We start from the raw sequence: 13,331 nt of genomic DNA on the forward strand, positions 1-13,331 counted from the left end.
CCGAGTCACTCGCCTGACGCAGAACCCCGGCCCGCCGGAATCGGGCCGGGGTTCCGGTTTGGGGAAATCTGGCCTGGTGCAGGCATCCGGGCGACAACCAACCCACTCACCTGCCACGCCATATTAAAGCCGGACGGCGAAGCACTGCCAGCCCAGCCGGGTCAGCCCACCGTACGCGGCCTTCGGCCTTCGGCATGACCCGGCGACCCAGGCGGCACAACGTGGCACCGGCGCGGCAGGCGCCGCCCGCGTCCCGGTCACCCGGGTAGCCCGCCCAGCCGTATGGAGGGGTCCCCGATTGCTCCTTCCCGAGCCTGCTCGTGCTGGCCCTCGATTCGGTTCGGGGCGAAAGTCCTGTCGGCGGTCGCGTCCAGGTCCGGCACCCTGCGTCTTCTGTTCGACACGGGCATTCACCTGACTTGCTCACCCGATCGATCCTTGGAAGCGTGGCAGGCCGTGGGCCCAGCGGGATGGCGCTTGGTGTCGTTGTCCGGAGGCGACCTCGTTGTCCGCCCGACTGCGATGCCGATGCCGTGGCGAGGTTTCGCGTGTCCTTGCCTGCCGCGTGCACCGTGGTGGTCTCGAGGTGCGACTCCTCGGAGGGTGGTCGGTCCTGCCGGATTCTGATGGTTCTCCCCGGTCACGTCCGGAGCCGGATGTCGCCTCATTCCTGCGCGGCGGCGTCACCGGCATCCTCAACCAGCGCATCGGTGTCGCCCATTTCGTGAGGGCTCTCGATCCGGTGAGCCGGGATGGCGTCGTCACTTCACGTCCGCACCGCCGTCTGCGTCATCCTTCAGCCCCCGATCAGGGATGGGGGCGGGTTCAGTCGCGGGGCCAGGGGCGGCCGTCGAGGCGTTCGATGTCGCGGTTGAAGCGTCCGAGGCAGTCCGCGAGCTGGGCCGCTTCCTCGGGTGTCCAGTGGGCCAGCACGTGCGCCAGGCCGTTCACGTTCTCGGTCCGGTCGCTGTCCAGGCGGCGCTTGCCTTCGGCGGTGATGACGAACTTGCGGGCGATGCCTCCCTCGGGGTCGGGGATGCGCTCGACGACACCCGCTCGCAGCATGGCGGCGGTCTGCCGGTTGAGGGTGGAGGTGTCCAGACCGAAAGCGTCACTGAGCCGGCTGATGGACAGCGGGCCCTCGGCCTCGATGCGGCTGAGGAGGATGTAGGCGCTGCGGTCGAGTCGCCGGTTGCCCCGGTAGGTGAGCAGATTCATGTACCGGCCGAGAAGCATGGTCTCGAACTCGATCTGGTCAAGGGGCATGTCCACGCAAGGTTTCCTTCGGCTGCGGGCTTGCCTTCCCTGCGGAAGGTCACCTTCCAGCTAGATATACCACAGTTTATATGCATGATGCACGTGAAATGCATGAGGCACATCTAATGTATGGTGCATATCGATTGCGTGGTGCATCTCGCCATGGCCCCGAAAAGCAACAGGGAGTATCCGTGGACAGTCCCCAGCCCGCAGCCCGCTCAGGCGGTGTTGTCGGCATCCTCGCCTTCGCGGGCATCGTGGCCGCGATCACGCAGACCTTGGTAGTGCCGTTGATCGCGGAACTGCCGAAGTTGCTCGACACCTCCGCGTCGAACGCCTCGTGGGTGATCACCGCCACGCTGCTGGCAGCCGCCGTGGCGACGCCCGTCGCCGGGCGCCTCGGCGACATGTACGGCAAGCGGCGCATGTTGCTGGCCTCCCTGATTCCACTTATCGCGGGCTCGGTGGTCTGCGCCGTGTCCTCCTCCGTCATCCCGATGATCGCCGGTCGCGGCCTGCAGGGCCTGGGCATGGGGGTGGTACCCCTGGGCATCAGCCTCCTGCGCGACGTTGTACCGGCGGAGAAACTCGGCTCGTCCATCGCGATCATGAGTGCATCCATGGGAGTGGGCGGCGCGCTCGGCCTGCCCTTCGCCGCCGCGATCGCCGAGAACGCCAGCTGGCGCGTGCTGTTCTGGGTGGTCGCCGCCCTCGCCCTGGCCGTCGGCACCCTGATCTGGATCTTTGTGCCCGGGGGCCGCGAGAACAACACCTCGGGCGGCTTCGACCTGCTCGGTGCCATCGGCCTGGGCAGTGCGCTGGTCTGCCTGCTGCTCGCCGTCTCCAAGGGTGCTGACTGGGGCTGGGGAAGCGGCACCACGCTCGGTCTGTTCGCCACCGCCGTCATCCTGCTGCTGGCCTGGGGCTGGTGGGAGCTGCGCCTCAGCGATCCGCTGGTCGACCTGCGGGTGACCGCCCGCCCCCAGGTCCTGATGACCAACGCGGCCTCGATCCTGGTCGGGTTCGCGATGTATGCCCAGTCCCTGGTCGTGCCCCAGCTGCTCCAGCTGCCCGAGGCCACCGGATACGGCCTGGGCCAGTCGATGCTCGCCATGGGCCTGTGGATGGCGCCGGCGGGCCTGATGATGATGGTCATGTCGCCGATCGGCGCCAAGCTCTCTGCCGCCAAGGGCCCCAAGGTCACCCTGGCCGTGGGCAGCCTGATCATCGCCGTCGGCTACGGCATCTCCTTGCCGCTCATCAGCTCTGGCTCCACCTGGAGCCTGCTGGTGGTGACCATTGTCTGCAACACAGGTGTCGGCTTCGCGTACGGGGCGATGCCTGCCCTGATCATGGGCGCGGTGCCCCAGTCGGAGACTGCGTCGGCCAACAGCTTCAACACGCTGATGCGTTCGATCGGAAGCTCGGTTTCGGCCGCCGTGATAGGTGTGGTCATGGCCCAGTTGACCACCGACTTCGGCGGTTATGCCCTGCCCTCCGAGGACGGCTTCCGCATCGCCATGCTGATCGGCTGCGGCGTGGGGCTCGCGGCTGCGGTCGTTGCATCCCTCATCCCTGTGAGGGCGGGCGCACAGCCGGAGCCCGCTGTTTCACTCCCTGCCGCCTCCGGGGTACCCGGGGCAGAGGTCAAGGCTTGACCAGCCCGCTACTCCCAAGCGGGTTGTCCCGTCCCGTCACAGGGCAGGACAACCCGCTTTCTGTCTGTCCTGCCGACGGACGGGTCAGCAGCTCGACCGCGGTCCAGGACGACCGCGTGTGCCCTCGTCATTCGCCTCGCCAGATGTTGTCGAAGGCCGCCTCGTCGAGGGCTCGCCGTTGCCGTTGGAACTCCAGATCCCTCACCGCGTCATCAACAGCGGCGAGCACCGTCGCCACCGCGTCGTCGGCCACGCCGGGGGAGTCGCCGATTGGCTTGTCGCGGATTCCGACGGCCGCGGCAAGGGCGGCGAGGACGGGCTCATCCGACGTCCAGCGGTCGGCCGCCTCGCGGCGAGCGGGTGAATCGACCAACACCATCTGACTGGCCCGGGAAGGCATCCAGCGGGGGCGGTGTCGCTGAGTGAGCTGTCCTTCCGCCTCAAGGGCGTTCAGATAGGCCGTGGACAGGCCGCGGCCTCTGCGCCACAGCCAGTCTTCGAGCGACTCGTACGGCGGTTCTCGGACGAGCGACGACGCGGCCTCATCCAACAGGCGATCAGCCATTTCCGGCGGGTGGCTCGGCACGATCTGATCGCCGTCCAGCCTGATGGCTTGGGCTCCCAGGAGGTCGATCACCTCGGCTCCCGCGAGCGCAAGCGACAGATCACCTCGCTCCAGAGGGCGACTGGCCGCCATGTCCATGGCGGCGATCAACAGGTCCCGCGGTGTGGTCATGAATGGCTCCACGTCAAGGGCATCAGGAGCGATGCGTCGCTGAGCAGCTGGTCCGGCGCCCGGCGTGAAGCCGAGCGGCAAGGTCAGCTGCCGATATCGGTGGCCGCCGCGATCGCTGCACGGATTTGCTGCGTGTAGCCGGTGGGCGTGAAGTCCGGCCGGCCCGACGCCGTCCACCAGCTTACGGAGCACTGACGGCAGCTGCATCCCGCGCTGATTGCCCCGGCCCGTTGGGGAGTGCGTATCCCGGCAGAGGTCGGTGGGCATGAGTACCGACACTCACGTTCCTGTCGGCAGTCGCCCAGTACAGGTGCGTGGGCACGGCGATGCTGAGTTCCAGCAGCCGTACCTGGAAGCGGACGATCTCAGCGGCCCGTTCCTCCGTGTGCCCAGCCAGATGTTGCGCCGCCCGCCCCAGCAGCGGAGCCCGTACCTCCGCCAACGTCATCACGCTGACGGTCAAGGACCTGGATCCGGGAGACATGGTGCTGTTGACGACCTACCGCTCCGACGGCGTGGACGTGGCCACCGCCCCGCCCTTCGCCGAGGCCGTCACGGGGGCCCGGAATCCCGAGGAACTGCTCGACGAGGTAGGGGAGTCGCTGGCAGGGGAGTATCGGATCGCGGCCGCGGTCCTCGCCCCGGCCAAGGGCCCCGGTGTCGCGCTGCTGCGCTTCGGCTGACGAACGGCCACCGCCCGGAGTCGTCGGCGCCCGTGCTGCTCCGGCTGAGGAACTGGGCATCAACGAGGAGGCCGACTCGGTGAGGCATTTCCTGTGGGGTGGGCAGCATTTGCAGGCCAACCGGTATCACTCGCCTGGGCCCTGCTCTGCTGAGGCCGGTGTGTGGGTGGTGAGTTGGACGCTTCGTAGGCCCGCGGGCAGGGCGGCACCAGAGGGTGCTCGTGGGGACCTGCCCTGGAGGCCGGCAGCGATCTTCCGGATCGCGGGGAGTCGCGCGAACAGTGCCTCTCCGGGGCAGTTGGTTGCATAGCCGTCGCGATGACCGGAGATGGCGTCGAGATCTGCCGAAGTTCCCTTCGTGTAGCGGCTCTTGTCGTTCGTGGACGTGAGTCGCACCTTGCTGGTCGGGTCGATGCCGCTCAAGCCGAGCTTCCAGGCGGCGAGGGCTGCGATCGCGTGTTCCATGGCTGCCGGTACGAGCGCGCCTCGTCCGAAGGTGCCGATCGCCGCAATCCCCGTGGTGCCCTGGTTGAACCCGAGGGTGTGGGAGCCGACAACGGGGCGGTCGGCACCGCCGGCGCGGCCCTCGTAAACGTTACCGCATTTGTCGACGAGGAAGTTGTAGCCAAGGTCCCCCCATCTCTGGTCACGGGTCTGGCCGATATACAGGTTGCGCAGGGTACGCGGGACGTCGGCGCAGTCGTAGCCGTTGGGGGTGTCGGTGTGATGGATGAAGACCGCCGTCACTCCTTGCGCGTAGTGGGCATGTGGGTCGCGCTTGGTCTCGTCGGCCCGCCACTGCGTACGCAATACGATGGCGGGCCGACGCGCCGCATGGGGGAATGCCACTGACGTCGCTCCGAGGGCCGGGAACGGCAGCGCCGAATCGACAACCGACTCAGGAACTGCTCCGGCCTGCCATACGGAAAGGGGGCCTTCCGGTGTCGCATGGCAGACGGCACCGGCTGCCGTCACTCCGGGCGGCGCCGCCATGAGAGAAACTGCCGCAGGAGCCGTGACCCACAGCGCCATTCGGTACAGACGCACGGAAAACCTTCTTTGTCTTTCGCCGAGGGGACGGCGGGAGCGCGTATGTCCATAGCTTTGCGGTGAAAGGTTCTCTGCGCGCCCGGGGTTACTGCAGACAGGCGAGCGTGTCGGCACTCCAGTCGACTGCCGCGAGGGGTGCGCGGGTGAGTCCCTCCCGTACCAGGGTGGGGTGTGCGATGACGAGTCGTGGTACGCACAGCTGCCCTTGCCACGTGGGCCGACCGGGTACCTTCCTGGCACCTGGCCGAACTCGCCTGCCATCTGTTCGACGAGGCCGGCGGTGTCCTGCTCCGCATGCAAATCGCCGAGCGCACCCACTCGGCATTCCCGACCACAACATGTTGCGCCGAAGGGTGTCTGCTCCGTTGCCTGGAGGGGTGCACCCCCGGGTTGCACCTCAGGTACCGTCGCAGGCGCAAGACCGTCTTTTCGTGATCCTGAGTGTTTTGCCTGGTCAGCCCCCATGGGTAGCGCCCTTTCGTATGACGGCACTCATGCTGCGGCAGGACAGAACGCCAGGGCAGTTGCACGACAACCCTCACCCCGGGACTTCTGTGCGCTCCCACCATTCGTAGACAGGCAATTGGCCCTCGGCTGTGTCCTGGTGACGTGTCGTCACCTTGAAGTGCTCGTATCCACCACGGAACGGGATCTTGAGGTCGAGCCCGGGCGTAGTGATGGAAACGATCCGCTCAGGGAGATCATCGGGGCCGCCCTCAAGGACTGCTTTCATTGCGTTGGTCATGGCGGAAGTTTCCCCTGAGGTTGGTCCGGCTTCTCCATGACGCGCCGAAGGGCTCGCCGCGGTGTGTCCTGCCGGGATCCCAGCAGTACGCCCGTGATTTCAGGCAATCACTCGATGCAGGACACTTGGCCAGGGAGGCACGGGGACCGACGAACCGAACCCCGCGGAGCTCGCGAAGCTGCGCTACGCACTGTGGGCGGGAGCTGCCCGGGATCGGATGCCCCACGCCTTGGCTGGACAGTGCACAGAAACGCAACAATCGCCCCGGCCTCGGGCGGTACGTACCGGGGATACAGGACGCCGCTCAGCCGGCCCGATGGCGACTTCCCTGAGCACGGGTTCGAAGGGCTCGACGCTTCGACGGCTTTCAGCCAGGCGGACTGATGTCGAGGGTCCCGCTTCCTCCCGACAGGCAGCCGGCTCGGCCGCCGGGGTGATGTCATGTGAAGTCGCGTTACCGATCCTGCCGCCGGGCATACTGCCGACCGTGGCGTGGAACCGATCCATGCATGACCGAAAGTGCGAGCCCCCGTATCTCGATGCCTCGGATCACCGTCCTGAAAGTACAGCCGGGTGATCCACCCTTCCGCCTTGTGGAGATCGACGGGGAGGTCGTCAGTGCGGCAACATCGATGACGGACGTGCTCTCCATCGCCGCGGCCGCAGGCATCAAGGTCCACGACCTCGACGACCCGGACGTGATCCGGTGGGTGGGCGGCGGCAAGTTCACCTGGAGGCTGCACTAGACAGTTGCAATCCCGGGCGTGTAACCGTCCGCCGACGCGGATCGCCGCACGGGTGTGTGCAGTGGACGTCCGCTGCTCGGCACATGGGCTCATCGACGCGTTGGGCCGTGCGTTCGGCGTCCGCCGATCGGCCCTCAATTCGGGCACGTTCACTTTTCACACATCGGCCCATCAGGGAGCTGCCGGTGCCGCGTGGTCCAGGGGCAGGAGCAACGGAGGTGCCGTGCAACCATGTGGTCCGCAGGCGCATCTCTAGTGTTGAAGATCGAATGGTTCGGGAAGCGGGAAAACGATGAACAGGCCGTTGCGGCATATAGCCGTCTTCTGTGGGCTGCTGGTGCTGGCCTTGCTGCTCCGGGCAAACTGGCTCCAGTACTTCCAGAGCGATGCTCTCGCCACCGACGAGCACAATCGCCGGGTGAAGATCGCTCAGTTCGCCACCCCGCGCGGCGACATCATCGTGGGCGGTGACCCGATTACCGGTTCGAAGGCTGTCTCCGGCACGGACTTCAAATACCAGCGGACCTTCAAGCAGGGCGCGATGTACGCTCCGGTAACCGGGTACGCCTCACAGGCGCAGGGCATGTCCCTGCTGGAGAAGACGTACGACAGCGTGCTCAGCGGTCAGGACGACCGGTTCGCATTCCGGCACGCCAAAGACATTCTCACCGGCCAGAAGCGCCGCGGCGGCGACGTGATCACTACGATCGACCCGAAGGCGCAGAAGGCGGGCTACAAAGGGCTGACCGACCTCGGTGCCCGCGGCGCGGTCGTCGCCCTCGACCCGCGCACCGGCAAGGTCCTTGCGCTGGTCTCCACCCCTTCCTACGACCCGTCCGTCTTCGCCGGGAATTCGTTCAAGGAAGGCGACAAGTTCCAGGATCTCGTCGACGACAAGAGCAAGCCGCTGGCCAACCGCCCGCTGCGCGAGACCTTCCCGCCCGGCTCCACCTTCAAGATCCTCACGGCGGCCGCCGCTCTCGAGAACGGTGTGGTCACCGACGTCGACGCGGCGTCCGACGCCGTTTCCCCGTACCCGCTGCCGCTCTCCTCGAACAAGATCAGCAGTGAGGCCGGCGACGCGGCCTGCAACAAGGCGTCCATGAAGACCGCCATGCAGCACTCCTGCAACAACGTCTTCCTCGATGCGGCCTCCAAGGTCGGCGTGGACAAGATGCGCGAGACGGCGGAGAAGTTCGGCTTCAACGCCGATGTCTACTCTGACGAGTTCGGCGACATGCTCGCCACCAAGAGCCTCTACCCGAGCCGACTGGACAAGCCCGGGACCGCGCTGACGGGCATGGGCCAGGGCAGCCTCACCAGCACCCCGATGCAGATGGCCATGGTGACCGCGGCCCTCGCCAACGACGGCAAGCTGATGCAGCCGTACATCGTCGAAGAGCTGCGCGGTCCCGACCTGTCGACCTTGGAGAAGCACGAGCCGAAACTCAAGAGCCAGGCCGTCTCCGAGGGGACAGCGAAGAAGGTCCAGGAAATGATGGAGTTCACCGCCAAGGAGGGCAGCGCCCAACGGGCCCTGATCGACGGTGTCACGGTCGGTGGCAAGACCGGCACGGCGCAGCGCGGTGTGAACGTGAATGACGAGGTGCCGTACGGCTGGTTCGTCTCGTACGGCAAGAAGGCCAACGGCGCGTCGGTGGCGGTCGCGGTGTTCATCGACCCGACGGCCATGGACATCTCCCGCTCGGACATCTCGGGCGGACGGCTGGGCGCGCCGATTGCGAAGCGCGTGATGCAAGCCGTGCTGGGAAGCTGAGGGATCAGCTCATTTGATGAACCTGCGGCCCGATCCCCCAGCCGAAGCACTACGAGCCCAGGGCGCGGACGGCGCCGAGCAGGTCGGGCAGGTGTCGCCGTGCGCCGGTGCACAGGCCGGTGCGTCGGCTGGGGTGGGCCGACGGAGCCCGGGTCGGCCGACTCTGCGGCACCCGTACCGACCGGTCGTGTTGGGCCGCCCTTGACCCCTCGGACGGGTGACAGCCGGCCGCAGCGGCCGCTGGAGCCTTCGGACCTGCGGAGAAGGATGCGCGGTCACACGGGCCTGATTCCGTCCGATTTTCGGTCGCGGACAGCGCCTCAGTGAACATTCACCGGCGATTTGGTGCGCGGTGTCCGATAACCGACCATGGGGTGGATCCCCCCCGGCGGTTCCCGCAGTAGGCGTGCGCCCGCATGCTGGGCCGCCGCCGCACGGGCCGGGGGCCGTGGCGCTGCCCCGCAGGGCAGGCGACGGTACCCAGCACGATGAAAGGCGCACCATCCCCATGCACGACACCGGAACCGTCTCGCCATCGGCTCCGGCCCCGGGCAGCCCCGCTCTCGCTCTGCCGCAGGGCCCCGACTCCGCCCGGACGGGGCACCTTCCGTCCGCGGAGCGGGAAGGGGGCGGTCGGCACGCCCGACGCTTCGGGCTTCCGGTCGCCACCGCACTGGTCATGGGCAACATCATCGGCGGCGGCATCTTCCTGCTCCCGGCGTCCGTCGCCCCGTACGGCACCATCAGCCTCGTTGCCTTCGGCGTGCTCACCGCCGGCGCCATCGCGCTCGCGCTCGTCTTCGGGCGGCTCGCGCAGCGCGACCCGCGCACCGGCGGGCCGTACGTCTACGTGCGCGAGGCCTTCGGCGATTTCGCGGGCTTCCTGGCCGCCTGGTCATACTGGATCACCTCCTGGGTGAGCAACGCGGCGCTCGCCGTCACCGCCGTGGGCTACCTGGACGTGCTGCTGCCCCTGCACGGCTCGCCGTGGCTGATGATGACCGCCGCACTCGTCGTGCAGTGGCTGCCGGCTCTCGCCAATCTCGCCGGGACCCGTTACGTCGGCGCGGTGCAGCTCGTCTCCACGGTGCTGAAGTTCGTGCCTTTGCTGCTGGTCGCGATCGGCGGGCTGTTCTTCTTCGACCCGGACAACCTCGGTCCCTTCCAGGCCACCGAAGGCGGCGCCCTCGGCGCGGTCTCCGCGTCCGCCGCGATCCTGCTCTTCAGCTACCTCGGCGTCGAGTCGGCGGCGGTCAGCGCGGGCGAGGTGCGCAACCCGCGGCGCAACGTCGGGCGGGCGACCGTCCTCGGCACACTGGGCGCGGCGCTGGTGTACCTGCTGGGTACCCTCGCCGTCTTCGGTACCGTCCCGCACGACAAGCTGCTCACCTCCAGTGCCCCCTTCACCGACGCCGTCAACGCCATGTTCGGCGGCACGTGGGGCGGCGCGGCGGTCGCCTGCGCTGCACTGGTCTCGATCGTGGGCGCGCTCAACGGCTGGACGCTCCTCAGTGCCCAGACCGCGTACGCCGCCGCCCGCGACGGCCTGTTCCCGGCACGCTTCGCGGTGAAGCGGCGGGGCGTGTCGACCTTCGGCGTGACCGTCACAGTCGTCCTCGCCTCGCTGCTGACTGTCTACAACTACATGGCCGGGACGGCTCGGGTGTTCGAGATCCTGGTGCTGGTCACGACCTTCACCGCGACCGTCCCGTACCTCCTGGCGACAGCGGCCCAGCTGTACTTCCTGGTCTCGGGGCAGCGCGACCGGGTCCGCCCGGCTCGCCTCGCCCGTGACGCCGTGCTCGCGGTGGCTGCCTTCGGCTTCTCCATGTGGCTCCTGGCGGGCTCCGGCTACGCCGCCGTCTACCAGGGCGTGCTGTTCCTCTTCGCGGGTGTCCTGGTCTACGCATGGATGTCGGCCCGCAAGGCGCGCGCCTGACGCCTCGGCGGGGGACCGGTCAGTCGACCCCGGCGGCATCAAACGTCACGCCGTCCGTGGAACCACAGCGGTCGGACGTCGGTTCCGGGACGGCCGTGCAGGCGCCGCGTCGGTGGACCGCGGCCTGGCACCCCGGATGGGTGATCCGGAATTGGACGGACTGTGGGTCACCGCACGCGTGGTGGCGCACCCCCCGCATCCCACTCGCGGTTACCGGATCGAGGCCGACGGTATGGCGGCCGTGGGGCGCGGGGTTCTGAGAGTTCCCGTAGTGGGGGTGTTTGACGCGGACCGGATGTGCGCGAAGACGGCCGGCCGAGGGGGAAGTCGCCGACGTTCAGGGTTCCGCCAACTGCCCATGGGGATCGCCGGTCGGGCGAACGGAGTCATGCCGTCGAGGGCGACGAGGCGACGCGTGGTCACCTCTTATGGCGGCGGGGCCCCGTAGATCGCTCGCGGGGTGGGCCCGACGCACCGGCGCGGCGCCACCCTGCACGTCAGGGCCAAGTCGGCCGATCAGGTGCCGAAACCGGGATTCTGCGTAGCCCCTTCGAGTAATGCGTTACCCATAAAGGGCGAACCGGAACAATAGGGGGCGCGGGGTGGCAGGAAGATCGACGGGAGAGTGGTGCATGCCCCTGCGGAGACGTAAGGCGCAGATGAAGGCCCGGGCCGGGCAGGCGACGGTCAGTGGATACGGCGCGGTGGACGGACGTCTGCCCGTCAGCGAGCTGGCCAGGCCGTTGCTGCGCAAGGCCTTTCCCGACCACTGGTCTTTTCTCCTCGGCGAGATCGCCCTTTACTCCTTTGTGGTCCTGCTCCTCACCGGCGTGTACCTCACCCTGTTCTTCGACCCGAGCATGACGGAGAGCGTCTACACCGGTTCCTATGTGCCCTTGCAGGGCGAGAGGATGACGCAGGCCTACACCACCACCATTGAAATCAGCTTCGCCGTGCGCGGAGGCCTGCTGATCCGTCAGATCCACCACTGGGCGGCGCTGGTGTTCGTCGCCGCGATCGCCGTCCATATGCTGCGGATCTTCTTCACCGGCGCTTTCCGCAAACCGCGGGAGGCCAACTGGATCGTGGGCGTGACCCTGTTCGTACTCGCGCTTCTCGAAGGATTCGCGGGCTACTCACTGCCCGACGACCTGCTGTCCGGTACGGGCCTGAGGACGGCGGCCACCATTGTGGGGTCGATCCCTGTCGTCGGAACGTACCTGGAGTTGTTCGTCTTCGGCGGACAGTTCCCGGGCAATGCAGTGATCCCCCGTCTGTACCCCGTGCACATCCTGCTCGTGCCCGGTCTGATCGTGGCGCTGATCACCGCTCATCTCATCCTGGTGGTCTATCTCAAACACACCCACTGGGCGGGTCGGGGGAAGACCAATAAGAACGCCGTCGGCTCACCGGCGTTCCCTCACTTCACCGCGAAGACCACAGGTTTCTTCCTCATGGTGTTCGGCGTGCTGACCTTGCTGGGAGCGCTCGCCCAGATCAACCCCGTATGGAAATACGGCCCCTACCGCGCCAGCCAGGTATCCGGTAACGCACAGCCGGACTGGTATGTCGGGTTCCTGGAGGGCGCGCTCCGGCTGATGCCGCCATGGGAGACCGACATCGCGGGCCACACCATCATGTGGAATGTGTTCATTCCTACGATCGTGCTGCCAGGATTGGTCTTCACAGCGCTGTTCCTCTATCCCTTTTTCGAGAAGTGGGTGACGGGCGACCGCGGGGAACACCATCTGTGCGACCGGCCGCGCAACCGGCCGACCCGTACGGGGCTCGGCGTGGCGGCCATCGTCTTCTACGCCGTTCTCCTGGTCGCCGGCGGCAATGACGTCATCGCCCTCTCGTTCAGGATTTCGGTCGAGGTCATGATCTGGATCCTCAGAATCGCGCTGATCGCCGCCCCGCTTCTGGCCTTCGCGCTGACCAAACGCCTCTGCCTCGCCCTTCAGATGCGGGACCGCCGTCGGCTGACCGAGGGCGAGGAGACCGGCCAGGTGATCCAGTCGGTGAACGGCGACCTTTCGGAGCGCCACCGTGGCCTGAGCCCGACAGCCCGCCACCGCATCCTGATGCGTGATGTCCCGACGCCCCTGGAGCTCCCCGCAAAGGGCCCGGTCCCGCGTCGGCGACGGCTTCGGACCGTACTGAGCGGCTGGTACTACGGGGACCTCGTGGAACTGCCCGCCACGGACGAGCAACGGTCCCGGATCGCGGAGCTGATGGCGCAGCCGGAGCCGGTCCGTGAGCCCGAGGACTGAGAACCGTCCTCAGTCCTGCACACGCACGTACTGGAAGACCATTCCGAACACCCCGGCCAGGACCACGCCCAGCCCGATCAGGAAGAGCCACAGACCGAACACCACACCGAGGGCGAGCAGGGCCATCCCTGCGGCTGTCAGTGACGGCCAGATGCTGTGCGGAGAAAAGAAGTCCACCGGGCCGGACCGCTCATGGACGTGCCCGTCCCCGCGGTCCTCGGGACGCAGTCCCTTCCTCCGGAAGTTGGTGGCGAAGAAGAACGTGACCAGCAACGCCATGAGGAACGAGACGGTGAGCGCCGCCGTGCCCGTCGGATCACGGGACCACACGGCGTAGAGAACATCGGTCACGAGGAAGAACCCCGCGACTCCGGCGAAGAGAATGGCCTCCGCTGCCGGTGGTGGTGCCGTGCCATCGGGTGGTGGAGAGCGACGGCGGCCTCGGCGGGTTCGGCGGTGGTCTCGAA

Annotated in this window: 13 protein-coding genes and 1 pseudogene; 8 read left to right on the plus strand and 6 right to left on the minus strand. The window is 67.5% G+C overall.

The genetic code is table 11. From position 1 onward, the window contains the following. Nucleotides 1-282 precede the first annotated feature (282 nt). On the plus strand, nucleotides 283-627 hold the full coding sequence (locus ABTZ94_RS30755) for a DUF6188 family protein (RefSeq protein ID WP_351205604.1): 345 nt from the start codon (nucleotides 283-285) through the stop codon (nucleotides 625-627). Nucleotides 628-825: 198 nt separating this feature from the next. Here ABTZ94_RS30755 and ABTZ94_RS30760 read toward each other — a convergent pair whose 3' ends face one another. Next, nucleotides 826-1,272, minus strand: coding sequence for a MarR family winged helix-turn-helix transcriptional regulator (locus ABTZ94_RS30760; protein ID WP_351205606.1), 447 nt, complete (start codon nucleotides 1,270-1,272; stop codon nucleotides 826-828). A 176-nt stretch (nucleotides 1,273-1,448) separates the two neighbouring features. Here ABTZ94_RS30760 and ABTZ94_RS30765 point away from each other — a divergent pair, with 176 nt between their 5' ends. Then, nucleotides 1,449-2,915 (plus strand): MFS transporter, encoded by a 1,467-nt coding sequence (locus ABTZ94_RS30765; protein WP_351205608.1) that lies wholly within the window; start codon nucleotides 1,449-1,451, stop codon nucleotides 2,913-2,915. 127 nt (nucleotides 2,916-3,042) lie between these two features. Here the strand turns inward: ABTZ94_RS30765 and ABTZ94_RS30770 are convergent, their stop codons facing one another. Continuing rightward, nucleotides 3,043-3,651: a GOLPH3/VPS74 family protein gene (locus tag ABTZ94_RS30770; protein WP_351205610.1), complete on the minus strand. Its 609-nt coding sequence runs from the start codon at nucleotides 3,649-3,651 to the stop codon at nucleotides 3,043-3,045. 181 nt (nucleotides 3,652-3,832) lie between these two features. Continuing rightward, nucleotides 3,833-4,135 (minus strand): DUF8825 domain-containing protein, encoded by a 303-nt coding sequence (locus ABTZ94_RS38055; RefSeq protein ID WP_502967341.1) that lies wholly within the window; start codon nucleotides 4,133-4,135, stop codon nucleotides 3,833-3,835. Here ABTZ94_RS38055 and ABTZ94_RS30775 point away from each other — a divergent pair. Then, complete coding sequence (locus ABTZ94_RS30775) at nucleotides 4,035-4,334, plus strand: hypothetical protein (RefSeq protein ID WP_351205612.1); 300 nt, start codon at nucleotides 4,035-4,037, stop codon at nucleotides 4,332-4,334. The genes ABTZ94_RS38055 and ABTZ94_RS30775 overlap by 101 nt on opposite strands. 126 nt (nucleotides 4,335-4,460) lie before the next feature. On the opposite strand, the gene ABTZ94_RS30780 is transcribed toward ABTZ94_RS30775, so the two are convergent. Together ABTZ94_RS30780 and ABTZ94_RS30785 are read right to left on the minus strand one after the other, a co-directional pair. Then, nucleotides 4,461-5,183, minus strand: a complete 723-nt coding sequence (locus ABTZ94_RS30780; protein WP_351205614.1) for a peptidoglycan recognition protein family protein — start codon at nucleotides 5,181-5,183, stop codon at nucleotides 4,461-4,463. 739 nt (nucleotides 5,184-5,922) lie between these two features. Further along, nucleotides 5,923-6,129 (minus strand): DUF5988 family protein, encoded by a 207-nt coding sequence (locus ABTZ94_RS30785; RefSeq protein WP_351205616.1) that lies wholly within the window; start codon nucleotides 6,127-6,129, stop codon nucleotides 5,923-5,925. Nucleotides 6,130-6,638: 509 nt separating this feature from the next. On the opposite strand from ABTZ94_RS30785, the gene ABTZ94_RS30790 reads away from it, so the two are divergent. The 4 genes from ABTZ94_RS30790 to qcrB all read left to right on the plus strand — a co-directional run bounded on the left by ABTZ94_RS30790 (nucleotide 6,639) and on the right by qcrB (nucleotide 12,864). Further along, nucleotides 6,639-6,875: a hypothetical protein gene (locus ABTZ94_RS30790; protein WP_351205618.1), complete on the plus strand. Its 237-nt coding sequence runs from the start codon at nucleotides 6,639-6,641 to the stop codon at nucleotides 6,873-6,875. Between the two features lie 292 nt (nucleotides 6,876-7,167). Further along, entirely contained in the window at nucleotides 7,168-8,652 is a 1,485-nt protein-coding gene (locus ABTZ94_RS30795; RefSeq protein ID WP_351205620.1) for a peptidoglycan D,D-transpeptidase FtsI family protein, read from the plus strand. Between the two features lie 508 nt (nucleotides 8,653-9,160). Beyond that, complete coding sequence (locus tag ABTZ94_RS30800) at nucleotides 9,161-10,591, plus strand: amino acid permease (RefSeq protein ID WP_351205622.1); 1,431 nt, start codon at nucleotides 9,161-9,163, stop codon at nucleotides 10,589-10,591. Between the two features lie 632 nt (nucleotides 10,592-11,223). Continuing rightward, on the plus strand, nucleotides 11,224-12,864 hold the full coding sequence (gene qcrB, locus ABTZ94_RS30805) for a cytochrome bc1 complex cytochrome b subunit (protein ID WP_351205624.1): 1,641 nt from the start codon (nucleotides 11,224-11,226) through the stop codon (nucleotides 12,862-12,864). Between the two features lie 9 nt (nucleotides 12,865-12,873). On the opposite strand, the gene ctaF is transcribed toward qcrB, so the two are convergent. Further along, the gene (gene ctaF, locus ABTZ94_RS30810; protein ID WP_351205626.1) at nucleotides 12,874-13,215 is read right to left on the minus strand and encodes an aa3-type cytochrome oxidase subunit IV; all 342 of its coding nucleotides are present in this window, start codon (nucleotides 13,213-13,215) and stop codon (nucleotides 12,874-12,876) included. A 38-nt stretch (nucleotides 13,216-13,253) separates the two neighbouring features. Between ctaF and ABTZ94_RS30815 the strand changes: the two are divergent. Further along, a pseudogene (locus ABTZ94_RS30815) lies at nucleotides 13,254-13,331 on the plus strand (MGMT family protein); the annotation flags it as partial.

The sequence above is a fragment of the Streptomyces sp. NPDC002785 genome (assembly GCF_040295565.1).
In the GTDB taxonomy this organism is placed as follows: Bacteria; Actinomycetota; Actinomycetes; order Streptomycetales; family Streptomycetaceae; genus Streptomyces.

Bases quoted from the DNA above. Each gene is read 5' to 3' on its own strand.
- ABTZ94_RS30755 (WP_351205604.1), top strand. From the start codon at position 283: ATGGAGGGGTCCCCGATTGCTCCTTCCCGAGCCTGCTCGTGCTGGCCC.
- ABTZ94_RS30790 (WP_351205618.1), top strand. From the start codon at position 6,639: ATGACCGAAAGTGCGAGCCCCCGTATCTCGATGCCTCGGATCACCGTC.
- ABTZ94_RS30785 (WP_351205616.1), bottom strand. From the start codon at position 6,129: ATGACCAACGCAATGAAAGCAGTCCTTGAGGGCGGCCCCGATGATCTC.
- ABTZ94_RS30795 (WP_351205620.1), top strand. From the start codon at position 7,168: ATGAACAGGCCGTTGCGGCATATAGCCGTCTTCTGTGGGCTGCTGGTG.
- qcrB (WP_351205624.1), top strand. From the start codon at position 11,224: ATGCCCCTGCGGAGACGTAAGGCGCAGATGAAGGCCCGGGCCGGGCAG.
- ABTZ94_RS30770 (WP_351205610.1), bottom strand. From the start codon at position 3,651: ATGACCACACCGCGGGACCTGTTGATCGCCGCCATGGACATGGCGGCC.
- ABTZ94_RS38055 (WP_502967341.1), bottom strand. From the start codon at position 4,135: ATGTCTCCCGGATCCAGGTCCTTGACCGTCAGCGTGATGACGTTGGCG.
- ABTZ94_RS30800 (WP_351205622.1), top strand. From the start codon at position 9,161: ATGCACGACACCGGAACCGTCTCGCCATCGGCTCCGGCCCCGGGCAGC.